The sequence below is a fragment of the Mycobacterium sp. BK086 genome, from assembly GCA_004362315.1.
Taxonomy (GTDB): Bacteria; Actinomycetota; Actinomycetes; order Mycobacteriales; family Mycobacteriaceae; genus Mycobacterium.
Genome location: SNWL01000003.1, coordinates 1,978,884 through 2,003,440 on the forward strand (window position 1 = coordinate 1,978,884; position 24,557 = coordinate 2,003,440).

A 24,557-nucleotide genomic window follows, 5' to 3' on the forward strand; every position below is an offset into this window, starting at 1 on the left:
GGCCGGTCAAAGATAAGGTGGTCCGCATGAGTTGGACCGCTGCAGATCTGCCGTCGTTCGCCGGACGCACCGTCATCGTCACCGGAGCCAACAGCGGGTTGGGTCTGGTCACCGCGCGCGAGCTCGCCCGAGTCGGCGGAAACGTGATCCTGGCCTGCCGCAACGAGACCAAAGGCGCCGAGGCCGCGGCGACCATGACCGGCAACGTCGAGGTACGCGGTCTCGATCTGCAGGACCTGGCCTCGATCAAAGAGTTCGCCGATGGCGTCCAGAGCGTCGATGTGCTGATCAACAACGCGGGCATCATGGCCGTCCCGTACGCCGTCACCAAGGACGGCTTCGAAAGTCAGATCGGCACCAATCACCTCGGCCACTTCGCGCTGACCAACCTGCTGCTGCCCAAGGTGACCGACCGCGTGGTCACGGTGTCCTCGTTCATGCACCTGCTCGGCAAGATCAGCCTCAAGGACCTCAATTGGAAGGCCCGGCCGTACTCGGCCTGGCTGGCCTACGGCCAATCCAAACTGGCCAACCTCCTGTTCACCAGTGAGCTGCAAAACCGCCTGGATGCCGCCGGCTCGACGATCAAGTCCCACGCCGCGCACCCCGGCTACTCGGCGACCAACCTGCAGGGTCACACCGGCAACCGGATGGGCACCAGGGTCTGGGACGCCGGCAACGCGCTGGTGGCCACCAGCGCCGACTTCGGTGCCCGCCAGACGCTGTACGCGGCCAGCCAGGAGCTGCCGGGCAACAGCTTCATCGGCCCCCGCTTCGCCATGCGCGGGCCGACCGGCCAGTCGCCGCGCAGCCCGCTTGCCAGCAACCAGGCCACCGCCAACGCGCTCTGGCGGCTATCCGAGCAGCTCACAGCCGTCGAATTTCCACTCTGAGGCTCTCGTCGGCTACCCTGGTGCCCGCGTCACGGCGAGGGTGGTCCAGCCACCGTTATCGACGAGGCTTCCGCTAATCGGTGCCTGCCTTCCCCGTGCGAACGACCGGACAAGGCAACTACAGGAGCACCGATCATGGCCAAAGGCACCACCAACAATCTGACCGCCGCTGTGCGGGAAAAGACCGGCAAGGGCGCATCGCGCCAGGCCCGTCGCGACGGCAAGGTTCCCGTCGTCCTCTACGGCCACGGTGCCGATCCGCAGCACCTCGAGATCAACGCCCACGACTACGCCGCCGTCCTGCGTAACTCCGGCACCAACGCCGTGCTGACCCTGGACATCAACGGCAAGGAACAGCTGGCGCTGACCAAGGCCATCACCGTGCACCCGATCCGTCGCAACATCCAGCACGCCGACCTCGTGATCGTCCGTCGTGGCGAGAAGGTGACCGTCGAGGTGAACGTCCACCTCGAGGGCGAAGCCGCCTCCGGCACCCTGGTCACCCAGGACGCCACCGCCATCGAGATCGAGGCCGAGGCGCTGTCGATCCCCGAGAGCCTGAGCGTGTCGATCGAAGGCGCCGAGGAAGGCACCCAGATCACGGCCGGCCAGATCGAGCTGCCCAAGGGCGTCACGCTGGTCAGCGACCCCGAGATGTTGGTCGTCAACATCGTCACCGCCCCGTCGGCCGAGGAGCTGGAGTCCGAGGGCGGCGGCGAGTCGCTCGAGGAGCAGGCCGCCGACGCTGCCGAGGCAGCCGGAGAGGCCGAGGGCGAGGGCGAGTCGGCCGAGGCCGAGTAAGCCCGGATGGCCGAACCCCTGCTGGTTGTCGGCCTCGGCAACCCGGGTCCGCAATACGCCAAGACCCGGCACAACCTCGGCTTCATGGTGGCCGACCTGCTGGCCGCCCGCATGGGCGGACAGTTCAAGGTGCACAAGCGTTCTGGCGCGGAGATCGTGACCGGCAGGCTCGGCCATCGTCCGGTCGTGCTGGCCAAACCGCGCACGTACATGAACGAGTCGGGGCGACAGGTCGGTCCCCTGGCGAAGTTCTATTCGGTGATGCCGGCCGACCTGATCGTCATCCATGACGAGCTCGACATCGACTTCGGCCGGATCCGGCTGAAGCTCGGTGGCGGCGAGGGGGGCCACAACGGACTGCGTTCGGTGGCGAATTCGCTGGGCACCAAGAACTTTCAGCGGGTTCGCATCGGGGTCGGCCGACCGCCGGGGCGCAAGGATCCGGCGGCCTATGTCCTGGAGACCTTCACCTCGACCGAGCGCCCGGAGGTGCCGGCGATCTGCGAGCAGGCCGCCGACGCCACCGAGATGCTGATCGAACTCGGCCTCGAGACCGCGCAGAATCAGGTGCACGCCTGGTGAGCACGTCGTAAGGATTCGCCGCCGAGGCGTCAGGATTCCGTAGAGATCGCTGCTTCGGAGTCGCATCCGGCATAGACCTGAATGCGTGAGTATTTCCCGTGTTTGGGGTTCCTACGCCGTCTACCCGGCCCGCTATGGCGTCGCCCGCTACCGGCTGGTGGTGTTCCCGCCCGGTATGACCACCGCCGAACGACGGATGCTGCGGCTCTGGCGGGGCTGGCCGCTGTGGGGTGCGACATTGTGGCTTGGCCTGCAGATCGGCGGCGAGTTGGCCGGCATGCCCGAGACAGCGCTGATCGCCGGCTCGATGGTCTACATCGCCGCGGGCGCGTTGACGTTCGCGCTGGCCGGTGAGACCCGGATGCGGGTGCGCACCTTGAGCGCCGTCACGATCGCCGGCCACGAGGACGTCGACCGGCGTTGTTCGATGCTGCGGGTGATAGCGCGCGCGCTGGATCATGCCGACCTCGACCTGGAGGAAGGCCGGATCGGTCCGCTACAGCACGAGGCACGCTGGTGGCAGGTCTACGACGTTCTCGACGCGGTGGCGCGCACGGCCTCGTCGTCGCGTGCCAGCCACACCCCCAGCGCGATCAACGCGGCGACCTCGAATCCGGCGATCCCGCGTTCCACCAAGCCCAGCGGGATCAACGTCCACCACCGTTGATCGGTCGCCAGGCCGACGGCGATCGCCCCGAACAACACTGTCAGCCAGCCGATTCCGATCACGGCGAGCCATCGTGCCGCCCGGGCGGCGCCAGCCTGGCCGCGAGCGATCAGCAGCACAGCGATCGGCAGTGCGATGAACGCGATCAACGTCGCATACCGGTGAACCGTGCCGGACATACTCGGCCCGGTGACCCAGTTGTGTTTGGGGAACGCGACGATGGCAGCCAGACTGACCACCCACAGCGCCAGCAACACCGATCCCACCGATAGCGACCGCACCGTTCCGGCACGGATCAAGCCGTACAACAACACGGCCGAGGTACCGGCCAGCATCAGCACGGCGACGACGAAAGCCCAACTGCCCGAGGTGTACACATACTCGGAGATGGTGGCCGCGCGGAGCTCTCCCCCGCGCCGGTGCCGCTGCCCGCCGAGCGTGGCGTCCAGAGCCAGCACGATGACCATCGCCAGCACCGCACCGGACACACCGATCCAGCCGAGCGTGCGCACCATCGGCCCAGCCTACGCGCGCCCCCGGACCCCGCTGTCCACGACTTTGACGGGCTTGTGCGGGTAGCGCTTCTCGGCGTGTGCCTTGGCCGCCGAATTCGGCAGTACGTAAAGGGTTTCGGACTTCTCTTGCAGCGGCCTCAGGACAAGGTCCATGAACCCCTTGCGGTCCTCGAGATAGGGCTCGATGACATCCTCGCCGGCCGGGCAGACCGCGAGGCAGTAGGCGGCCTTGTAGTTGGCCTTGAACGACAGGCTCTGCCACATCGACGCGTTCTCTGAATCGGTGACGCGGGAACGGAAGTCCGCGGCATCCTCGCTGTCGGCGATCGTCTGCACCCAGTCGGTGAAACCGCCCATGAATTCGCGATAGTTGTGCACCGAGCAGGCCATGAAGTCGAACTCGCCGTCCTTCTTGATGGCGCCCACCGGGCACGCCGCGACGCACAGTTTGCACTCCAGGCATGGCGAATAGTCCAGTGGTGCACCGTAATTGCTGACGGGCGCGTCGATCACAATGGTGGCCAGCAGGATGAAGTTGCCGAACTTGGGGTGGATGACGTTGCGGTGGATCCCCATCACGCCAAGGCCCGCGGCCACCGCGACAGGCTTGTGCGCGATCACCCAGATCCGGCCCGGATACCGGTCCATCTCCATCGGAAAGGTGGCCGACGGGTTGACCACCCGGCGCCCGCTGTCCTGCAAGGCCCGCGTGATCCGGTGGGCGGCCTCATTGATCAGCTCGCCGGTCCGGTGGAACTCCTGGTTGGCCACACTCCGCGCAACCGAGCGCACGTTGTCGCGGTTCATCCGCACCACCAGGCTGATGTAGCTCTTGGCCCCCGGCAGTGCCGCCTCCGCGTGCTCGCGTTCACTGGCCAGCTCCGGATTGTCCACGCTGGCGAACGCCACATCGTCGGCCCCGGCAGCCAGGCACAGCTCGCGCAACCAGTCGGCGTCGATCACCGGTGCCGGCTCGGACCGCCTGCGGGCACGCACCGCCTGCACGGTCGGATGGTCGGCAATTCGCGGGTTCATAGCTGAGTACAGTACACCAGACTCAGCTAGGCGCCTATCGGCATCCGGTGACCTAGGCCACGCCACGTGGCGGAATATTGATTACCTAAGTAAAGTTCTTTGAATTCATGTTCTTTCTAGCCACGCCTCCGACCTGATGCGCCAGGGCCCGCTCGCCGGACGCTATCCGGCGGTCGCCGCGATGGTCACGCTCGCGCTGATCCCCTACCTCGCGCTGTCGGCGGCGCTGGACCCGCTCGTCCCGATCATCTCCGAGCAACTGCACATGACAACTCAGGAGATGGCCTTGAGTTCCGGATTGGGCAACGCCGCGTACGCGGTGGGCACGGTTCTCGCCGTGCAGTTCGCCCAGCATCTCCCCCAGCGCCGGATGTTGCTCGTGTACGCGGTGGTGCTCGTCGTGGGCTCGGTCATCGCGGCGGCCGCACCCAACGCGACGGCGTTCATCGGCGGCCACGTCCTGCAAGGCCTGGCGACGAGCATGTTGTTGATCGCCGCCGCACCACCGCTGACCATCGGCTTCCCGCGCGACAGGCTCCGCAATACCGCGGTGATCATGAACATGTGCGTTTTCGGGGCCGTCGCTCTCGGACCGTTCGTCGGCGGCGTGCAAGCCGAGGCGCATGCCTGGCGGCCGCTGTTCTGGATCGTCGCCGCGATCGCGCTGCTCGCTCTGGTGCTGGCCGCGCTGACCTTTGACGACGCGCCGCCGGCCGATCCCAGCGCACCGCTCGATCTGACCGCGATCGCATTGGCCACCGTCGGGTGCACGGCCGCGTTCGTCGGCGCCGCGATGCTGACCACCCACGAGATCTCCGACCTCGCAGTGACCGTGCCGATGTTCGGCGGGCTGGCCTTGATCGTGGTGCTCATCGTCTATCAGTTCCGGGCCCGCCGGCCGCTGCTGACGATCCGCACGATGATGACGAGCGCGATCCCGGTCGCCGGCGTCGGCGTCGCGCTGTTCGCCGCGGCAGCGTCGGTGGCAGCGACCGCACTGACCGCGTCGGTCTTCATGCAGCACTTCAGCCCAGTCCAGGTCGGGCTTCTGTACCTGCCCGAACTCGGCGGCGCACTGGTGATGGCCGTGGTGTTCGGCATCGTCATCTCCCGGCGTGCCATGCACTTCCTTCCGCTGGTCGGCATGTTCCTGCTGGCGGCCGGCATTGCGGTGTTCCGCGCATCCCTGCCCGCGAATGTGCCACTGGCACTTGTCGGTTCGGCGTTGACGGGACTGGCGCTGGGGGCCACGGTCGCGCCCGCGCTGTTCGTCGCCGGATTCTCGCTGCAGTCCAACAGCCTGCAGCGGGTGTTCGCGATCATCGAACTACTGCGCGCGGTCGCGGCGTTCATGGTGGCCCCGATCTTCGCCCACCTCGCCACCCGGTACTCCGGTGATCTCTTGGAGGGCACCGGCGTCGCGCTGTGGGTCGGCTTCGCCCTCGCCCTCGGCGGGGCGCTGTTCGGGGTGGCGGTCTACGTCCTCAGCGGTGCGCGTCCCCAGACCCCCGACCTCGACGAGTTCCTCGACGGCGACTCCCCTGCCTGGTATTCGCCGCCGCTGTTGGCTCGGCTGCGTTCCGGCGTGCCGCCACCCCTGCTCGCCACCGCGGGCCGGACGGCAGCTGTCGCACACCACCACCCCTTCAGTCCCACCGGGCCCGTGCTGTTCGCCTACGACGGTTCGGAACTGGCCGGTCATGCGATCGACCAAGCCGCCGAACAACTTTCGCCGCGCGAGGCTGTCGTGGTCTGCGTCTGGCAGCCCGTCGACGTCGGCTTCACACCGGCCGACGGCCAGCCGTTCGACACCGATCGAGCCAGCCAGGTGCGACTGGCTGCCGAGCGGACGGCAGCCCACGGCGCGGCGCTGGCCGACGCTGCGGGGTTCCGATCGTGCAGCGTGGCGATCGAAGCGTCCCCGACCTGGAAGGGCATCGTCGAGGCCGCGGCGCGGCACCGGGCCAGCATGATCGTGCTCGGACCGCATCGCCGCAACGGCCTGCTCGGCCACCTTCAAGGAAGCGTCGCCGCGGCCGTCGTGGCGCACACCGACACCCCGGTTCTGCTCGTCCCCCAGCCGTCGGGCGACCGCCCGAAGGAGACACCCCTACCCCGACAGGTTGCGCGAGTACCCTCGGCGCCATGAACACGCTGCGCGAGGAGAAGGTGGCCGCGGTCATCGATCGTATGTACGCCGAAGCAAGCGACCAGATGAGCAAGTTCCGCGAGCGCGGCGCCGAAATTCAGGCGGCGAAGACAGCACAGGAGCGCGCCGACGCCTTCCGCGAGTTCTACCTGCCGGTCACCCCGGAGTCCGGGCAACTGCTCTACACGCTGGTGCGCGCGACCCGTCCCGCACTGGTGGTGGAGTTCGGAATGTCGTTGGGGCTCTCCGCAATTCATCTTGCAAGCGCGGTGCGCGACAACGGCGTCGGGCGGGTCGTCACGACCGAGCTCAGCGCCGACAAGGTGGTTGCCGCCAAGGCCAGCTTCGCCGAGGTCGGCCTCGACGACCTCATCACCGTCTTGGAGGGTGACGCGACCGAGACGCTGGCCGCGATCGACGAGCCGGTCAACTTCGTTCTGCTCGATGGCTGGAAAGACCTGTACGTCCCGGTGATCGAGCTACTGGGGCCCAAGCTGAGCCCTGGCGCACTCGTCATCGCCGACAACACCGGCTTGGCGGACGCGGCGCCGTACGTCGACTACATCCGCGATCCGGCGAATGGCTATGTGGGCGTGAGCTTTCCGGTCCGCAACTCCGACGCCATGGAGATCAGCTGCCGCGCCTGACTAGGTGACCAGCGCCACGGAGTTCGCGCGACGCAGCTTGCCCGACGGGGTCTTCGGGATGGTGCCCGGCCCGAGGACCACGACATTGCGCGGCCGCACGTCGACCTCGGTGACCACCTCGTGGGCGACCTCGTGCTCGATCCGCCGTACCGCGGCAGGATCCTGCCAGGCGTTGGATTCGACGGCCACCGCGAATGTCTCGCGCGAATGGCCCGCGTCGAGCCGCACCGCCACCGCGCATCCGGGGCGCACCCCGTCGACACGGCTGGCCGCCCGCTCGATATCGGTCGGGTAGATGTTGCGCCCGGCCATGATGATGACGTCCTTGACGCGACCGCACACCACGACGTGGCCGTTCTCCAGCAGGTAGCCGAGGTCACCGGTGTCGTACCAGCCGTTCTCATCCTGGGCCGGCACGAAGCCGCCCATGGTGATGTAGCCCGGGGTCAGCGATTCGCCGCGCAGCTCGATGATGCCCACGCCGCGCTCCGGCAACACGTTGCCGTCCTCGTCGACGATGCGCGCCTCGAGGTCGGTCAGCAGCGGGCCCAGCGTGGCCAGCCGGCGGGTGTTGCCCTTGGACGCGGGCACCGCGCGGCGCAGGGCGGCCAGCAGGTCGGCGTCGACCTCGTCGACCACGAGTCCGGCGTCGCATTCGGAGAAGGACACCGCCAGCGTGGTCTCGGCCATGCCGTAGGCCGGCAGAATCGCCGATTCGCGCAGACCGAACGGCTTACCGGCGTCCAGTAGGTCCTCGACGTCGGCAGGCTCGACGGGCTCGGCGCCCGACAGGGCGAACCGCAGGGTGGACAGATCGAACTCGCCGGGCTTGGCCTGGCGGCGCAGCCGCTTGGCGAACAGCGCGTAGGCGAAGTTCGGCGCCGCGGTCATGGTGCCCTTGTACTTGTCGATGAGCTTGGCCCACAGCAGCGTGTCGCGCAGGAAGTCCATCGGGGTGACCTTGACCAGCTCGGCCCCGAAGTACATCGGGATCGTCAGGAAGCCGACCATGCCCATGTCATGGAAGCAGGGCAGCCAGCTGACCATGACGTCGTTCTCGATGTCGTACTTGGCGCCGATGAACATCGCCTCGGCGTTGGAGTGGATGTTGCGGTGGGTGATCACCACGGCCTTGGGAGAGCCGGTCGACCCGGACGTCAGCTGCATCAGCGCGACATCGTCTTCGGAGGTCTCGATCGGGTCGATGGGCTCGGCGGCCAGCAGCGCCTCGACCGTGAGCACCTTGACGCCGCGCTCCTCGAGCACCGGGACGGCGACCAGGAACGGGTCGGAGACGATGACGGCCTTGGCCTCGATCATGTCGATGACGGTGGCGGTGTCCTTGGCCCACTGCTCCAGATCGGTGCGCGGCGTGGGCTGGTGCAGCATCGTCAGGCTCGCGCCACGCATCCACAGAGCCTGGGCCGCCGGCGCGATCTCCACCGGAGCACCGGCCAGGACGCCTACCGCGTCACCGAGGCCGATTCCCGCAGCCTCCAGGCCGCCCGCGATACGACGTGCACGCTCGTGCACCTCCCACCACGTGTGCCGGACCGGCTCATGAGGCTCCCCAGTGACCATGCCCTTGGTGCTGACCATGGCGTTGTGGAACATCTTGTCGGTGAAACGGCTCACGACGACCTCCTCGGCATCCGGAGCTGGGTGATCAGCGACGTTGAATTCATGCTCCACCTGCCGCAACGCACTGCATAGGAGGCACGCCAGTACGACTGGGGAGCGGTTCGGTCTCGAAATGGTGATGGAGCGGAAAAACTGCTGGTACCGCTGCGCCACCGCCCGCCCCGGATCGGGGTGGGCGACTCGCACGTAGCCAGTGCCAGGCCGCTAGTCATCACCGCCGATCATCTTAAACTTCCCTTAAGTTACTGCCAAGTTTTCGAGGCTAATGAGAAGCGCGTCACACATGATCCGGAGGGCAGGAGCGCAGCGACCCGGGAAATCGACACAGTGGTGACTCAACTGGAAACGATGCGGGCGCCGTGCACCGGACCGCTGGCAACCCGCACGGTGCGACACACATCCGCACCGGCCAGTTCGGTGCCGACGTCGACCGCCGCAGCGGCCGATTCGCACAGAAACGCGCAGGTCGGGCCCGATCCGGACACGATGCCGGCCAGCGCCCCGGCTTCGGCTCCGGCGCGCAGCGTCCGGCGCAGACCAGGGTTGAGACTCAGTGCGGCCGCCTGGAGATCGTTACCCAGCAGCGCGGCCAGCTCGCGGGGGTTACCGCTTGCAAGTGCACCCAGTAGCGGCTCGGGATCACTCAGCCGCGGTGGATCCCCGCTCTCGCGCAGTCGATCGATCTCGTTGTAGACCTGCGCCGTCGACAGTCCACCCAGCCCGAAGGCCAGCACCCAGTGAAACGTGTTGCGGGCCAAGACCGTCGCCAACTCCTCGCCCCGGCCGGTGCCCAGCGCCGTGCCGCCGTGCAGCGCGAAGGGGACGTCACTGCCCAGCTGTGCGGCCAGGGCGTGCAGGTCGCGGCGCGGCACGCCCAGCTCCCAGAGGTTGTTCATCGCGACCAGGACGGCCGCGGCATTGGCGCTCCCGCCGGCCATCCCGCCGGCCACCGGGATCGACTTCTCGATGGTGATGTCCACATCGGGCGCGCGTCCGACGTGCTCGGCCATCAGCTCAGCCGCCTGCCAGGCGATATTGCGCTCGTCCACGGGCAGGTCGTCGGCGCCCTCCCCCACCACCCGCAGCGACAGGACGTCGGCGTTGCGCACCGTCACCTCGTCGACCAGGGAAACGGCATGGAAGACGGTGACGAGTTCGTGATAGCCGTCGTCGCGGCGGTCGCCGACCTCCAGATAGAGGTTCACCTTGCCCGGCACGCGCACGGTCACCGACCCGGTGGGCACCCATTCGGACGCGGTGGAGCCGTTGGACGGGGGCACCGGACGAGACTATCGCGCCTCACGCGATTCCCCGTCCCGTCACCGGCCCGCGAATCTAGGGTCAAAGCGTGGTGCATCCCGGGCAGACGTTCGCGGGCTATGCGATCGAGAACCTGTTGGGCCGCGGCGGCCAGGCAGCGGTCTACCTCGCCCGCGATGCGACCCAGCGGCATCCGGTCGTCGCGCTGAAGGTGCTTGACGAGCAGCACCGCGACCACATGGGCACCGCCCGGCTGGCCCGGGAGTTCCGCATCGCAGATCGGCTGCGGCACCGCCACATCGTGACCGTTTACGACCACGGCGAGCACTGGATGACGATGCAGTACGTCGACGGCGGCAATGCGGCCCGGCTGGCATCACTGGACGACAAGCTCACCGCACTCGGCCAGATCGCCGCCGCACTCGATCACGCCCATCACGACGGCGTCGTGCACAGCGACGTGAAGCCTGCGAATATTCTTGTCCATCAAGACTTTTCGGAGCACGGCGCAGTGCTGATCGACTTCGGCGTCGCGCATGTGCTCGCCGAGGACGTCTGGCATCGCCCCACCCAGGTGGTGGCGTCGTTGCCCTATGCCGCTCCTGAACTCTTGGCGGGGCGCCTGCCGCAGGCCGCGACCGACGAATACGCGCTCGCCTGCACAGCCCTGGAGTTGCTCACCGGCGCACCACCGTTCGCCGCGGACGATCCGTTGACGCTCATCGATGCACACCTACATGCGCCGCCACCGGAGTTGTCGCGGCAGATCCCTTGGCTGACAAGGTCATTCGACATGGTCCTGGCCAGAGCCATCGCGAAAGACCCAGACCGCAGGTACCCGTCATGCACCGAGTTGGTGCATCAATTCGCCGAGGTTGTGCGCGCTCAGAACACCTGAGCGGGCCGCGACGGGCCTTCGGAGGTGTCGGTCGCGCCGGTGAAGTCGGCAGAGCGCTGCAGCAGCCGGACGAAATCGGCGACGGTCAGCGTCTCCCCACGACGGGCCGGGTCGATGCTGGCGGCCAGCAGGCGCTCGGCGGACTCGTTGCCCGTGCCGGCCCATTCCAGGAACGCGTTGCGCGCGGTCTTGCGGCGTTGCGCGAAGGCGATGTCGATCAGATCGAAGACGCTCTGCCGGAAGTTGTCGTCCTCGGGCCACGGCGAGGTCTCGTGACGGTCGATGCGGACCAGACCGGAGTACACCCGCGGGATGGGCCAGAAGACCGTCGGCGACACCATGCCATAGCGCCGGACCTTGCCGAAGAAGCGCACCTTGACGCTGGGCACCCCGTAGTCCTTGCCGCCGGGCTCGGCCGCGAGCCGCTCGGCCACCTCGGCCTGGACCATCACCATCACGGTGCGGATCGAGGGGAATTCGGCCAGCAGGTGCAGCAGCGCGGGAACCGCGATGTTGTACGGCAGGTTGGCGACCACGGCGGTGGGCTGCTCGATGAGATCGGACCGCTCGATGCCGAGGATGTCCCGGTTGAGCACGGTCAGCCGGTGGATCTCGCTGTGCGAGTGCTCCGCAACCGTCTTGGGCAGACGCTGGGCAAGCACCGGATCGATCTCGATGGCGCTCACGGTGGCACCGCGATCCAGCAACGCCAGGGTCAGCGAGCCCAGGCCGGGCCCGACCTCGAGAACATGGTCGTGCTTGTTAATGCCAGACGCCGAGACAATACGACGCACGGTATTTGCGTCGTGTACGAAATTCTGGCCCAGAGATTTACGCGGCTTGAAGTCGAGTTCTTTGGCCAGATTTCTGATCTCGGTACGTCCGAGTAGACGAATTGTCACGATGCACCCCTACCACACACGGGCCACGCTCCCCAGCCTTGTCGCGATCGCGTTACTTCAGCAATTGCGATTTGTTCTTCTCTTGTTGCCAGATCGGCACGGCTAGCATAGCGCAGTCCGCCGTTTCTTTCCCAGGTGTTTTGATCAAATTGCACACCGCCGTAGTAACCGTTGCCGGTATTGATCGCCCAGTTACCACCGGCTTCGCACCTGGAAATGGCATCCCAGATAGGACCGTTTTCAACGACCGGCACCTCGGTACCCGGCTTGGTACCGACCCGGAGAACCGAATCACGTGCGGGGACAAGCACAGAATTGGCAACGGGCAGCCGTCCGGTTTCCACACCGTTGACCGTCGCGACAGCAAAAGTTACGTCTTGCAGTCCGGGCGTCCCGGGATCTTGAACGACCTGACGGCTCATGTTCATGGTCGGATCCTCGATCCGCTGCGCAACCGGAACCAGCGGCATCTGCTGAGTGACCTTCTGGACCCTGGTCCGCGTCACCTGGATCTGCATCCCGGCGATGACCGGGGACGACGCCGCGGGAACGACCGAGTCGGCCTGCTCCAGCGGAACACCGGCGGCGTCAAGCAGGCCGGCCACGTTCGGGGCGGCCAGGTGGACCGTGCTGACCACACCGCCGTCATTGATCTGCACCGTCTTGGCGCTGACCACGGGAAGAGCCATGCCCTCCAGCGGCAGGCGGCTGCCGCGCGAGGCCGCGGCCGGCGCGGTATCGGTCATCCGCAGCTGGGCCAGGGCCTCGTCCACCGTCGACGCGGTGGTCCACACCTGCTTGGAATCCTGGCCGTCCAGCGAGATCTGCAGCGGGCGGCTGCGTCGCAGCACGATCGTCTCGGCATCGTTCACCGACTGGTTGGCGCCGGGAAAGAGATCGTCCTTGTCGCCGACGGAGTAGCCGTTCTCCTCGATGACGTCGATCACCCGCGACTTCATCGTGCTGACCTTCAGCTGGGTGCCGTCGATGTTGAGCGTCACGGTCTTCTCGGAGATCACCGCGAACACCCCGGCACCGGCCAGCGTGAGCAGCACTGCGGCGACGACGAGACGGAGGATCGGTGACGGCGACTGATGGAGCTTGGTCAACGCATTCAAGAGTTTCGGTCCTGCCTAGGCACTAACAAACAAACAGGGGCGCCAATGTGGCTCCCCTTTGATCACAAGACGGTAACGAACCGGACCGGACCCGAGCAACCCGGGCTCGCGGCTCTCAACAGTCTCTTAGAGACCGTAGACCCGCCGCGCGGTGGCCGATGACTGCTCTGCCAGCAACCCCGCCGGGCGGTCGACCACCTCGGCCAGCGCCCGCACGGTGTAGGGCAGGCAATACGGCTCGTTGGGCGCCCCGCGGTACGGATGCGGGGTCAGAAACGGGGCGTCGGTCTCGACCAGAAGTTGGTCTGGCGGGATCAGCGTGGCCGCCTCTCGCAGGTCGCGAGCGTTCTTGAAGCTGACCGTTCCCGACAGGCTGAGCACCCAGCCCTCATCGACGCACGTCCGCGCCATCTCGGGACCTGAAGAGAAGCAGTGGAAGATGACGGTGTCCGGGGCGCCCTCGGCGCGCAGCACGTCGAGTACCTCGGTGTCGGCGTCGCGGTTGTGGATCATCAGCGGTTTGCCGGTGCGTTTGGCCAGGTCGATATGCCACGCGAAGGATTCCCGCTGAACCGAAGGGTCGGCACAGCCGTCGAGCTTGCCCGGCCAGTAGAGGTCCATGCCGGTCTCCCCGACCGCCACCACGCGCTCGTGGGCGGCCAGCCGTTCCAGCTCGGCGCGGGCGTCGTCGTCCAGCGCGTTGGCACGGGTCGGGTGCAAGGCGACCGCGGCGTAGACCCGCGGGTCCCAGGTGGCGGCTTGCGCGGCCCACCGCGCGGCGTCGAGGTCGTCGGCGATGGTGACGACGGCCTGCACGCCGGCGGCCTGCGCGCGATCGAGGATCGCGCGGACGTCATCGGCGTCGCGGGCTCCGCAGGCGTCCAGGTGGGTGTGGGCGTCGATCAGCGGGGTCAACGGCTCCGGCAGCGGCGGTGGCTCACGACGGTTGCTCACGTTCACACACCTTAAAGTTGTGTCTCAAATGACCAAGTCCCCGTACTACCTCACCACCGCGATCGCCTATCCCAACGGTGCGCCGCACATCGGGCACGCCTACGAGTACATCGCGACCGATGCGATCGCGCGCTTCAAGCGGCTCGACGGCTTCGACGTGCGCTATCTGACCGGGACCGACGAGCACGGGCTGAAGATGGCGCAGACCGCCGCCGCGGAGGGCATCCCCACCGCCGAGCTGGCGCGCCGCAATTCCGATGCGTTCCAGGCGATGCAGGAGAAGCTCGGGGCGTCCTTCGACCGTTTCATCCGGACCACCGACGCCGACCATATCGACGCGTCGATCGAGATCTGGAAGCGGATGGACGCCGCCGGCGACATCTATCTCGACTCGTACTCCGGCTGGTACTCGGTGCGCGACGAACGCTTCTACACCGAGGACGAGCTCGAGACGCGCGCCGACGGCAACAAGTACTCACTCGAGACCGGCACGCCGGTGACGTGGACCGAGGAACAGACCTACTTCTTCCGGCTGTCGGCCTATGCCGAGCGGCTGCTGGCCCTCTACGAGTCGCACCCGGAGTTCATCGCTCCCGACGTGCGCCGCAACGAGGTCGTCAGCTTCGTCTCCGGCGGGCTGCGCGATCTGTCGATCTCCCGCACCACGTTCGACTGGGGAGTTCCCGTGCCTGGCCATCCCGATCACGTCATGTACGTGTGGGTGGACGCGCTGACCAACTACCTCACCGGCGCCGGATTCCCCGACACCGATTCCGAGTCGTTCCGCAAGTACTGGCCCGCCGACCTGCACATGATCGGCAAGGACATCATCCGGTTCCACACCGTGTACTGGCCCGCGTTCCTCATGTCGGCGGGCATCGAGCTGCCGCGACGGGTTTTCGTCCACGGCTTCCTGCTCAACAGCGGCGAGAAGATGAGTAAGTCGGTGGGCAACGTCGTCGATCCGTTTGCGCTCATCGACGCCTTCGGCCTGGACCAGGTCCGGTATTTCCTGCTGCGTGAGGTGCCGTTCGGCCAGGACGGCAGCTACAGCGAGGATGCCATCATCGGCCGGATCAACGCCGACCTCGCCAACGAATTCGGCAACCTGGCGCAGCGCTCGCTGTCGATGGTCAACAAGAACCTCGAGGCGCAGGTTCCGGAGCCCGGTGAGTTCACCGACGCCGACCGGGAATTGCTCACGCTGGCCGACGAGCTGTTGCCGAAGGTGCGCGCACATTTCGACGTGCCCGCCATGCACCTTGCGCTGGAAGCGATCTGGGCGATGCTCGGCGCGGCCAACCGGTACTTCTCCGCCCAGGAACCGTGGGTGCTGCGCAAGTCGGAGGTGGCGGGCGATCAGGAGCGGTTCAGGACGGTTCTGTACGTGACGCTCGAGGTGGTCCGGATCGCGGCGCTACTGGTGCAACCGGTCATGCCGACGTCGGCGGCCACCCTGCTCGATCTGCTGGGCCAGCCCGAGTCGGAGCGCGATTTCGGCGCGGTCGCGGTGCGCATCGCGCCAGGCACCGCGCTGCCGGCGCCGACAGGGGTGTTCCCGAGGTACCAGCCGGCCGAGTGAGCTGCGTCACGTAGCGTCACATTTGGGGGGCACCTGGTGTCTCGAGGTCAGCACGCTCAAGCGACCTCAAAGGAGAGATGTGATGACCGAGCAACGAGCCCGAGTTGTGGTGATCGGCGGCGGCTACGCCGGAGTGATCGCGGCCAACCACCTGCGGCTGCGCCCCGACGTGGACATCACCCTGGTGAACCCCCGTCCGGACTTCGTCGAGCGGATCCGGCTGCACCAGCTGATCACCGGTTCCGACGATGCCGTCGTGGAGTTCGCCGACATTCTCGGCGCGGGCATCGAGCTGGTGGTCGACGCCGCCACCCGCATCGACACGCAGGCGCGGCAGGTGGAACTGATCAGCGGCCCGCCGCTGCCCTATGACTACCTGATCTACGCGGTCGGCAGCGGTTCGGCTGCGCCGGCCGTGCCGGGAGCCGACGAATTCGCTTATCCCATCGCCGATCTCGAGGAAGCGCAGCGACTGACCGCCGCGCTGAACGACCTGCACTACGGCGCGCCGGTGTGCGTTGTCGGCGCCGGCCCGACCGGGATCGAGACCGCGGCCGAACTGGCCGAGCAGGGCCGCACCGTCACGCTGGTGTGCGGTGCGGTCCTCGGCCCGTACCTGAGCACCCCGGGCCGCCGGTCGGTGGCCAAGCGGTTGCGCAAGCTCGGCGTCGAGATCGTCGACGGGCCGCACGCCATGGTGACCGCAGTGGCCGCCGACGCGGTGACGCTGGGTGATGGACGCCGGCTGCCCAGCTACGTGACGATCTGGACGGCAGGGTTCGGTGTTCCCGATCTGGCCGCCCGGTCCGGGCTGCGCACCGACGCGATGGGCCGCCTGCTCACCGACGAGACGCTGACCAGCGTGGACAGCGACAGGATCGTCGCCGCCGGCGACGCTGCCGCCCCGTCGAACCAGCCACTGCGGATGAGCTGCCAGGCCGCGATCCCATTGGGCGCTCAGGCCGCCAACACCGTGCTGGCCCGCATCGCCGGCGAGCGGCCTGCGGTGATCAGCCAGGCGTTCACCGGCCAGTGCATCAGCCTGGGCCGCACTGGGGCCACGATCCAGATCGCCCGCACCAACGACGTGCCGTTGCCGCTGTACATCGGCGGACGCACCGCGGCGACGATCAAAGAGGCGGTCTGCAAGGGGACGATCAGCTTCCTGCGCAAGGAGGCCCGCAAGCCGGGGTCCTACTTCTGGCTCAAGGGTGGCGGGAAGCGCCCCGCACCGCAGCCGGTGGTCACCAAGTGACCGCCGCCGACGAACACGCCGACCGGTTCACTCTGCTGCGGCCACTGCTGTTCACCATCGCCTACGAGATCCTGGGCTCGGCCACCGAGGCCGACGATGTCTTACAGGACAGCTATCTGCGTTGGGCGACAGTGGATTTGGATGAGGTGCGGGACACCAAGGCCTATCTGGCTCAACTGGTCACCCGGCAGGCACTGAACACGCTGCGCAGCCAGGCTCGCCGCAGGGAGGACTACGTCGGTCCGTGGCTGCCCGAGCCGCTGCTGCTCGACGAACGCGACGGTGCCGCGGATGTCGTTCTGGCCGAATCGGTCTCGATGGCCATGCTGGTGGTGTTGGAGACGCTGACGCCCGACGAGCGCGCGGTGTTCGTGCTGCGCGAGGTGTTCGGCTTCAGCCACGACGAAATCGCGGACGCCATCGGCAAATCCACGGTCGCGGTGCGCCAGATGGCGCATCGCGCCCGTGAGCACGTGCACTCGCGACGCCGCCGGTTCGAGCCACTGGACCCGCAGCAGTCCGAACAGATCACCACCCAGTTCCTGATGGCGGCCGCGACGGGCGATCTGGACGGCTTGATGAGCTTGCTGGCACCCGATGTGGTGTTCACCTCCGACAGCGACGGGAAGGCCAGCGCGGCGCGGCGGCCGGTGCTGGGACCCGCCAAGGTCGCGAGGCTGATCATCGGACTGTTCCGCCAAGCGACCCCCGAGTACCGGATCGAAGGTGCGAACTACAACGGCGCTCCGGCGATCGTCGTCTACCGCGGCGATCAGGCCGAGTCGGTGATGTTGGTCGAGATCACCGACGGGACGATCACGAACTTCTACGCGATGCGCAACCCGGAGAAGCTCGCGACCGTGACGGTGCGCCGGGAGATCAGTCGCTGACGCCTTTGCGTCTGCTGGCCCCAGGCGTCAGGCTATGGCCATGCGCACCGACCGGCTCGGGGATCTCGGCACCGCCGCCGATGTTCTGCGCGCCGTGGCAGGCGGCGCGGAGCGGCACCGGCTGGCGCCGCCGGCCGCGCTCGTCGGCGAATGGTTCGGCGCGAGCGCGCTGATCGCCCCGGCCGTGTCGGTGCGGGCGGTCGACTCCGCCGAGGTGTTCGCCGTGCCACCCGGCAATTCCGGGGACGCGGTCGGGGGCGGGTGGATCGGCTACCTGTCCTACCCCGACGCCGCATCCGACGGCGCGCCGCCGCGGATCCCGGAGGCGGCAGGCGGCTGGACCGACAGCGTGCTTCGACAGGACCATGACGGCTACTGGTGGCACGAAAGCCTTTCCGGCGCACCGATTGCGGGATGGGTCTCCGACGCACTCTCGTCTCCCCCGCCGCGCAGCACGTACGAAATCGACTGGGAAGAACCTGATTTCGCACGCCACCAAGACGGTGTGCTGGCCGCCCTTGCCGCGATCGGCGCCGGTGAGATCTACCAGGCCTGCGTGTGTACGCAATTCACCGGCACGCTGCACGGCTCGTCGCTGGAGTTCTTCGCCGATGCGGTCACCCGGACCACGCCGGCGCGAGCCGCCTACCTGGCCGGCGACTGGGGTTCGGTGGCCTCACTGTCACCAGAGTTGTTCGTGCGCAGGGTCGGTGACGAGGTCACGTCCAGTCCGATCAAGGGCACCCTGCCGTTGCAGTGCTCGCCCGCCGAGCTGCTGGCGTCGGCCAAGGACGTGGCCGAGAACATCATGATCGTCGACCTGGTGCGCAACGACCTCGGCCGCGTCGCCGACACCGGTACCGTCACCGTCCCTGAACTACTGACGGTCCAAGCCGCACCGGGTGTGTGGCATCTGGTGTCGACGGTGGCGGCCACGGTTCGCCCGGACATCCCGAACGCGGCACTACTGGACGCGGCGTTCCCACCCGCGTCTGTCACGGGAACACCGAAAGGCCGTGCCCGTCAACTACTTTCACAGTGGGAGCCGCGGCGGCGGGGGGTGTACTGCGGCACCGTCGGGATGGCGTCGCCGATCGCGGGGACCGAACTCAACGTCGCGATCCGCACCGTCGAATTCGACGCGCACGGTACGGCCGTCCTCGGCGTCGGCGGCGGGATCACCGCCGATTCGCACGCGGAAGCCGAATGGCAGGAATGCCTGCACAAGGCCGCCCCGGTGATTCACGATTCGCGCGAGCGCAGCACCGCCTCGTAGAGCTCATTCTTGGACGGTGCGCCCGGATGGGCCTCGACCACCTGCGCGCACGCATCCTTGACCCGCATCCCGTCGGCCACCAGATCCTCGACCTCGGCGACCAACGTCGGCAGGTCGGTGGTGGGCACCGCGCCGGCCAGCACCACGGTGATCTCGCCCAGTACCTTCTCGTCGGCCCACTCCGCCAGCTCGGCCAGCGTGCCCCGCCGGATCTCCTCGTGCACCTTCGTCAGCTCACGGCACACCACCGCGCGGCGCTGCCCGCCGAGTTCGTCGACGGCGTCGTGCAGGCAGTCGGCCAGTCGCCGCGGTGATTCGAAGAACACACAGGTGCGCTGTTCGGTGGCCAACCCGGCCAGCCACGTCCGCCGCGCGGACTGCTTACGCGGCGCGAACCCCTCGAAGCAGAACCGGTCCGACGCCAGCCCGGACACGGCCAGCGCGGTGGTGACGGCCGACGGGCCGGGCAAACACGAAACAGCCACCCCGACGTCAATACAGGCCGTCACCATCCGGTAGCCGGGATCGTTGATCAGCGGCATCCCGGCGTCGCTGACCACCAGCACGGTCGCCCCGGCCTTGATGTCGTCGATGAGTTGCGGTACCCGGGCGGCCTCGTTCTGGTCGAACAGGCTGACCACCCGTCCGCCGATCCGAACACCGAGCGACTGGGCCAGGGTGCGGACCCGCCGGGTGTCCTCGGCGGCCACGATGTCGGCGGTGGACAGCGCATCGACCAGCCGCTTCGAGGCGTCGCCCGGCTGGCCTAACGGCGTGGCACCGAGCAGCAGTCGACCCTCCGTCATGCCCGACAGCCTACGATCGACAGCGATGACCACCACCGCCGATGACCTCGAGGCGCACCCGCGCCACGCACCCGTCATCAGCCCAGGCCCGCTGGTGCCGGTCGCCGACTTCGGCCCGCTGGATCGCATCGAGGGCTGGGTGGCCACCGCCATCATCACCGCGCTGGCCGCGCTGACCCGGCTGATGAACCTCGGTTCGCCCACCGACGCCGGCACACCGATCTTCGACGAGAAGCACTACGCGCCGCAGGCCTGGCAGGTGCTGCACAACTATGGCGTCGAGGACAACCCCGGCTTCGGGCTGGTCGTGCACCCGCCGATGGGCAAGCAGCTGATCGCGTTCGGCGAGGCGATCTTCGGCTACAACGGTGTGGGCTGGCGGTTCACCAGCGCGGTCTTCGGGGTGATTCTGGTCCTGTTGGTGGTGCGCATCGTGCGGCGGATCAGCCGCTCGACGCTGGTCGGTGCGGTGGCCGGGCTGCTGCTGATCGCTGACGGCGTGAGCTTCGTCGCGGCGCGCACCGCGCTGCTGGACAGCTTCCTGACGCTGTTCGTCGTCGCGGCGTTCGGCGCGTTGATCGTCGACCGCGACCAGATGCGCGAACGTATGCACAACGCGCTGCTCGAGGGACGCATCGCCGAAACACCGTGGGGTCCGCGGCTGGGCGTGCGGTGGTGGCGCTTCGGTGCGGGCGTTCTGCTGGGTCTGGCTTTCGCGACGAAGTGGTCGGGGCTGTACTACATCGTGTTCTTCGGTGCGATGTCGCTGGCGTTCGACATCGCCGCGCGCCGGGCGTACCGGGTGCCGCGGCCGTGGTTCGGGGCGATCCGGCGCGATCTGGGCCCGACGGCCTATGTCTTCCTGGCGATCCCGTTCGCGGTGTACCTGGCGTCCTACGGGCCATGGTTCTCCTCGGAGACCGCGGTCAACCGCTACGAGGTCGGACAGTCGATCGGCGAACGGCAGTGGTATCAGCCGCCGGACGCGATCCGCTCCCTGTGGCACTACACGTACAAGGCGTATCACTTCCATTCGACGCTGACGAACTCCGCGGGCAACCACCATCCGTGGGAGTCCAAGCCGTGGACGTGGCCGATGTCGCTGCGGCCGGTGCTGTACGCGATCGACAACCAGAACGTGCCCGGCTGCGGGGCGGCCTCGTGTGTGAAGGCCGTGATGCTGGTCGGCACACCCGCGATGTGGTGGCTGGCGGTGCCGGTCCTCGTCTACGCGCTGTGGCGCGCGTTCGTGCGCCGCGACTGGCGGTATGCGGTCGTGCTGACCGGGTACTGCGCGGGATTCCTGCCCTGGTTCGCCGACATTGACCGGCAGATGTACTTCTTCTACGCGGTACCGATGGCGCCGTTCCTGGTCATGGGGATCGCGCTGATCCTCGGCGACCTGCTGCACGCGCCCAACCAGAATGCCGAACGGCGAACGCTCGGGCTGATCGTCGTGAGTTGCTATGTCGCGCTGGTGATCACGAACTTCGCGTGGCTGTATCCGGTGCTGACCGGCGTGCCGATCTCGCAGTCGACGTGGAACATGGAGATCTGGCTGCCCAGCTGGCGTTGATGTCTTGCGCGAGATCGACACCAGGGTCGTGAATTCGACCGATTGACGACCCTCAGGCAGATCTCGCGAGCGGAAACCGTCGCCGGTTGAAGGCGTCATTCACTCGCTGAAGGATGTAGGCACGGCTGTGCTCCTTCACCACCCGAATGATGAGCCAGCCCAACTCTTCCAACAGATCCTGGCGGCCGATGTCCCACACGAATTGGGCTCGATCCGACTGGTGGTGCCCGCCCTCGTATTCGAGCCCGATTTTCGGTTCGTCCCAACCGAGATCGATGAACGCTCTTCGATAGCTGTCGGATACCGGAATCTGCGTGACGGGTCGGGGAAAGCCGGCATCGATCAGCAAGAGCCGAAGCCACGACTCCCGCGGCGACTGTGCCCCGGCGTCAGTCAGCGGTGCGATGGCGCGGGCTCGTCGCACTCCTCGAGCGCCCCGGTAGCGGTCGGCAAGCCCGAGCGAGGCGTCCGGCTCGATTCCGGTGGCCGCCGCGAGGGCGTCGAGGCGGGCGAGCGCCTCGGAGCGCGGAAGGTGGCGGGCGAGGTCCAGCGCGGTGCGCTCCGGCGTGGTGACGAGGAGGTCGCACATCGAGACGACTTCGTCGGCCGCGATTCGCTCTTCGCGCACGATAACGCCGGGTTGTCGGCGGCGCGCGCATCCGATGAGTTCGACTGGCGTCTCTGCTGCGACCCAGGACGCCCCATGCACGTCGAGGGTGCGTTCGGATCCGTTGGGGACGTACACGTCAGGGTGTATTGCGGTGTAGTTCCAGCGCAGCTGACCCCGCGTCAGCAAGCCCCTGGCGACCGCTTCGCTTCCGATGAACGGCGATGACATGTCCGCATACTGGTCGGTGGGCCCGACAAGATCGGCCTCGCCGCGGCGAAAACGCCGTCAGGGCTGTGGAATTCTCGAAATCACGACCCTGGTGTCGATTTCGGCGAATGTCAGAGCCCGAGTACCGGCTTCAGCAGCTCCGCCACCGCGGTGACGCCACCGGGCTTGTACCCGTTGATCGTTGCCGAGCTGAGGATGACCCCGTCGACGCCGGCGTCGAGCACCTTGGTCTTGATCTGCTCGGCGATCTGCTCCGGGCTGCCGAACACGGCCTGCTGCTTGAAATCGTCCGGGATCATGTCGGCGGTGATGTTCTCGTCGATCAGCGCGATGGCGAGCACACTCGTTTCCAGCGTTGCCGGGTCGCGGCCGATCTTCTCGCACGCCTCGTTGACCACCTGGACCTTGCGGGGCAGCTCGTCGAAACCGGCGATGATGTTGAGGTGGTCGAAGTACTTGGCGGCCAACGGGATTGTCTTCTTCTCACCGCTGCCGCCGATCATCAGCGGAATGTGGTCGCGGAAGCGGGGATTGGCGAACGCCTCCTGCGTGCGGTAGTACTTGCCGTCCACGGTGACGCGCTCGCCCTTGAGCATCGGCAGGATGATCTCGAGCGCCTCGTCAAGCTTCTTGAACCGGTCGGTGAACGTGCCGAACTCGTAGCCCAGCGAGTCGTGCTCCAGCTCGAACCAGCCGGTGCCGATTCCGAGGATGGCCCGGCCCTGACTGATCACGTCCAGCGTGGTGATCGTCTTCGCCAGATGGGTCGGGTTGCGGTAGGTGTTTCCGGTGACCAGCGTGCCCAGCTGGACGCGTTCGGTGGCGGTGGCCAGCGCGCCCAGCGCCGTGTACGCCTCGAGCATCGGCTCCTCGGGAGCACCGAGGCCGGGCAGTTGGTAGAAGTGGTCCATCACGAAGACGGAGTCGAATCCGGCCGCCTCGGCCTCTTGAGCCTGGGCGATCACGGTGGGAAAGAGTTCCTCGACGCCGGTGCCGTAGGAGAAGTTCGGGATCTGAAGTCCAAGTTTGATTGCCACGAGCTCAACGTAAGCCCGGATAAGCGGGGCGCGCGCCCCGTTTCACTCTCCGCGAACTGAGGAATATCTCCGGCCCGTAAGGTCAGGGCCATGAGGAGCCGCGCCGCCATCGTCCGCGAGATGGGCGGCGACTGGTCCGTCGAGGAGTTCGAGCTCGATCCCCCGCGCGCCGGTGAGGTGCTGATCCAGATGGCCGCCGCCGGCCTCTGCCATTCCGACGACCACATCCGCAACGGTTTCATGTCGCCTCCCGGCGCGCCCACCAGCCGACCGCCGACCATCGGCGGCCACGAGGGCTCGGGCGTCGTCGTCGAGGTCGGGCCGGGCGTGACCGGGCTGGCCGCAGGCGATCACGTGGTGACCTCGTTCGTCGCGGTGTGCGGGCACTGCCGCTGGTGCGCTTCGGGCATGGAGTACCTGTGCGACAAGGGCGCCGGAGTGCTGATCCCCGGCATGCCGACCGACGGCACGTTCCGCCATCACACCCTCGACGGGGAGGACGTCGGGCACACATCCAAGATCGGCGCTTTCGCCGAACACACTGTCGTGGCGGCCGATTCGCTGGTGAAGATCGACCCCGACATCCCGCTGGTGCCCGCCGCCCTGCTGGCCTGCGCGATTCCCACCGGCTACGGCTCTTCCGCCCACCGCGGCAATGTCCGCGGCGGCGACACCGTCGTGGTGGTCGGCGCGGGCGGCATCGGGACGGCGGCCATCCAGGGCGCCCGCATCAACGGAGCGACGACGATCGTCGCGGTGGATCCCCGTGATACCAAACGCAAGTCGGCCTGCGACTTCGGCGCGACGCACACGGCCGTCTCGGCAGGCGATGCGAACGATCTGGTTCGCGACCTGACCCGCGGGGTGATGGCCGACTGCGTGGTGGTCGCCCCCTCCGATATCACCGGTGACGATGTCCGCGACGCGCTCGCGCTGACCCGCAAGGGCGGAACGTGCGTCTTGACCGGGATGGCGCCGTCCGGCGCACTGCCGGTGCAGCTGGATATCCAGGACCTGGTGCTGATGAACAAGAACCTGTGTGGGACGGTGTTCGGGTCGTGTAATCCACGCTCCGAAATCCCTTTGCTGGCAGGCATGTACACCGCCGGCCAGCTGCGCCTCGACGAGATGATCACCCGCCGCTACCACCTCGACGACATCAACACCGCGTTCGATGACCTGCTCGGGGGCGAGCTGGTCCGCGGCGTGATCGACTTCGGGATCGCCTGAATCAC

Annotated in this window: 22 protein-coding genes and 1 pseudogene; 13 read left to right on the forward strand and 10 right to left on the reverse strand. The window is 67.4% G+C overall.

Annotation, left to right across the window (positions count from 1 at the left end):
* The first annotated feature begins 26 nt into the window (after positions 1-26).
* The 4 genes and pseudogenes from EV580_RS09825 to EV580_RS34485 form a co-directional block, all read left to right on the forward strand.
* Positions 27-893, forward strand: a complete 867-nt coding sequence (locus EV580_RS09825) for an oxidoreductase (protein WP_133690817.1) — start codon at positions 27-29, stop codon at positions 891-893.
* A 135-nt stretch (positions 894-1,028) separates the two neighbouring features.
* Positions 1,029-1,694, forward strand: coding sequence for a 50S ribosomal protein L25/general stress protein Ctc (locus EV580_RS09830; RefSeq protein WP_133690818.1), 666 nt, complete (start codon positions 1,029-1,031; stop codon positions 1,692-1,694).
* Between the two features lie 6 nt (positions 1,695-1,700).
* On the forward strand, positions 1,701-2,276 hold the full coding sequence (gene pth / locus EV580_RS09835) for an aminoacyl-tRNA hydrolase (protein ID WP_133690819.1): 576 nt from the start codon (positions 1,701-1,703) through the stop codon (positions 2,274-2,276).
* An 85-nt stretch (positions 2,277-2,361) separates the two neighbouring features.
* A pseudogene (locus EV580_RS34485) lies at positions 2,362-2,763 on the forward strand (DUF6611 family protein); the annotation flags it as partial.
* 38 nt (positions 2,764-2,801) lie between these two features.
* On the opposite strand, the gene EV580_RS09840 reads toward EV580_RS34485, so the two are convergent.
* The gene (locus tag EV580_RS09840; RefSeq protein WP_133690820.1) at positions 2,802-3,458 is read right to left on the reverse strand and encodes a DUF998 domain-containing protein; all 657 of its coding nucleotides are present in this window, start codon (positions 3,456-3,458) and stop codon (positions 2,802-2,804) included.
* A gap of 9 nt (positions 3,459-3,467) precedes the next feature.
* A complete protein-coding gene (locus EV580_RS09845; protein WP_133690821.1) occupies positions 3,468-4,493 on the reverse strand; it encodes an epoxyqueuosine reductase in 1,026 nt (341 codons plus the stop codon).
* Between the two features lie 136 nt (positions 4,494-4,629).
* On the opposite strand from EV580_RS09845, the gene EV580_RS09850 reads away from it, so the two are divergent.
* Complete coding sequence (locus EV580_RS09850) at positions 4,630-6,642, forward strand: universal stress protein (RefSeq protein WP_133690822.1); 2,013 nt, start codon at positions 4,630-4,632, stop codon at positions 6,640-6,642.
* Positions 6,639-7,289: an O-methyltransferase gene (locus tag EV580_RS09855; RefSeq protein ID WP_286171511.1), complete on the forward strand. Its 651-nt coding sequence runs from the start codon at positions 6,639-6,641 to the stop codon at positions 7,287-7,289. Before EV580_RS09850 ends, EV580_RS09855 begins: the two co-directional genes overlap by 4 nt.
* On the opposite strand, the gene EV580_RS09860 is transcribed toward EV580_RS09855, so the two are convergent.
* Both EV580_RS09860 and EV580_RS09865 read right to left on the reverse strand, forming a co-directional pair.
* Positions 7,290-8,924 carry a fatty acyl-AMP ligase gene (locus EV580_RS09860; protein ID WP_133690823.1) on the reverse strand — a complete coding sequence of 545 codons (1,635 nt, stop codon included), beginning with the start codon at positions 8,922-8,924 and terminating at the stop codon, positions 7,290-7,292.
* 341 nt (positions 8,925-9,265) lie between these two features.
* Positions 9,266-10,210, reverse strand: coding sequence for a 4-(cytidine 5'-diphospho)-2-C-methyl-D-erythritol kinase (locus EV580_RS09865; RefSeq protein WP_133690824.1), 945 nt, complete (start codon positions 10,208-10,210; stop codon positions 9,266-9,268).
* Positions 10,211-10,278: 68 nt separating this feature from the next.
* Here EV580_RS09865 and EV580_RS09870 point away from each other — a divergent pair, with 68 nt between their 5' ends.
* Complete coding sequence (locus EV580_RS09870; RefSeq protein WP_133690825.1) at positions 10,279-11,088, forward strand: serine/threonine-protein kinase; 810 nt, start codon at positions 10,279-10,281, stop codon at positions 11,086-11,088.
* On the opposite strand, the gene rsmA is transcribed toward EV580_RS09870, so the two are convergent.
* The 3 genes from rsmA to EV580_RS09885 all read right to left on the reverse strand — a co-directional run bounded on the left by rsmA (position 11,076) and on the right by EV580_RS09885 (position 14,062).
* Positions 11,076-11,990: a 16S rRNA (adenine(1518)-N(6)/adenine(1519)-N(6))-dimethyltransferase RsmA gene (gene rsmA, locus EV580_RS09875; RefSeq protein ID WP_133690826.1), complete on the reverse strand. Its 915-nt coding sequence runs from the start codon at positions 11,988-11,990 to the stop codon at positions 11,076-11,078. The two genes, EV580_RS09870 and rsmA, sit on opposite strands and share 13 nt — an antisense overlap.
* Entirely contained in the window at positions 11,987-13,108 is a 1,122-nt protein-coding gene (locus EV580_RS09880) for a resuscitation-promoting factor (RefSeq protein WP_133690827.1), read from the reverse strand. The genes rsmA and EV580_RS09880 overlap by 4 nt, the downstream gene beginning before the upstream one ends.
* Before the next feature lie 126 nt (positions 13,109-13,234).
* On the reverse strand, positions 13,235-14,062 hold the full coding sequence (locus EV580_RS09885; RefSeq protein WP_208114582.1) for a TatD family hydrolase: 828 nt from the start codon (positions 14,060-14,062) through the stop codon (positions 13,235-13,237).
* 28 nt (positions 14,063-14,090) lie between these two features.
* Between EV580_RS09885 and metG the strand changes: the two genes are divergently transcribed.
* From metG to EV580_RS09905, 4 genes are all read left to right on the forward strand, one after another.
* Positions 14,091-15,644, forward strand: a complete 1,554-nt coding sequence (gene metG / locus EV580_RS09890; RefSeq protein ID WP_133690829.1) for a methionine--tRNA ligase — start codon at positions 14,091-14,093, stop codon at positions 15,642-15,644.
* Positions 15,645-15,726: 82 nt separating this feature from the next.
* On the forward strand, positions 15,727-16,899 hold the full coding sequence (locus tag EV580_RS09895; RefSeq protein ID WP_133690830.1) for an NAD(P)/FAD-dependent oxidoreductase: 1,173 nt from the start codon (positions 15,727-15,729) through the stop codon (positions 16,897-16,899).
* Positions 16,896-17,789, forward strand: coding sequence for an RNA polymerase sigma-70 factor (locus EV580_RS09900; protein WP_133690831.1), 894 nt, complete (start codon positions 16,896-16,898; stop codon positions 17,787-17,789). Before EV580_RS09895 ends, EV580_RS09900 begins: the two co-directional genes overlap by 4 nt.
* 40 nt (positions 17,790-17,829) lie before the next feature.
* Positions 17,830-19,065, forward strand: coding sequence for an aminodeoxychorismate synthase component I (locus tag EV580_RS09905; protein WP_133690832.1), 1,236 nt, complete (start codon positions 17,830-17,832; stop codon positions 19,063-19,065).
* Here the strand turns inward: EV580_RS09905 and rsmI are convergent.
* Complete coding sequence (gene rsmI, locus EV580_RS09910) at positions 19,032-19,871, reverse strand: 16S rRNA (cytidine(1402)-2'-O)-methyltransferase (protein WP_133690833.1); 840 nt, start codon at positions 19,869-19,871, stop codon at positions 19,032-19,034. The two genes, EV580_RS09905 and rsmI, sit on opposite strands and share 34 nt — an antisense overlap.
* Positions 19,872-19,896: 25 nt before the next feature.
* Here rsmI and EV580_RS09915 point away from each other — a divergent pair, with 25 nt between their 5' ends.
* Positions 19,897-21,447 (forward strand): dolichyl-phosphate-mannose--protein mannosyltransferase, encoded by a 1,551-nt coding sequence (locus tag EV580_RS09915; protein WP_133690834.1) that lies wholly within the window; start codon positions 19,897-19,899, stop codon positions 21,445-21,447.
* A gap of 52 nt (positions 21,448-21,499) precedes the next feature.
* Here EV580_RS09915 and EV580_RS09920 read toward each other — a convergent pair whose 3' ends face one another.
* Positions 21,500-22,285 (reverse strand): type IV toxin-antitoxin system AbiEi family antitoxin, encoded by a 786-nt coding sequence (locus EV580_RS09920; RefSeq protein WP_133690835.1) that lies wholly within the window; start codon positions 22,283-22,285, stop codon positions 21,500-21,502.
* 110 nt (positions 22,286-22,395) lie between these two features.
* Positions 22,396-23,322 carry an LLM class F420-dependent oxidoreductase gene (locus EV580_RS09925; protein WP_133690836.1) on the reverse strand — a complete coding sequence of 309 codons (927 nt, stop codon included), beginning with the start codon at positions 23,320-23,322 and terminating at the stop codon, positions 22,396-22,398.
* A gap of 90 nt (positions 23,323-23,412) precedes the next feature.
* Here EV580_RS09925 and EV580_RS09930 point away from each other — a divergent pair, with 90 nt between their 5' ends.
* Positions 23,413-24,552, forward strand: coding sequence for an NDMA-dependent alcohol dehydrogenase (locus EV580_RS09930; protein ID WP_133690837.1), 1,140 nt, complete (start codon positions 23,413-23,415; stop codon positions 24,550-24,552).
* Positions 24,553-24,557 lie beyond the last annotated feature (5 nt).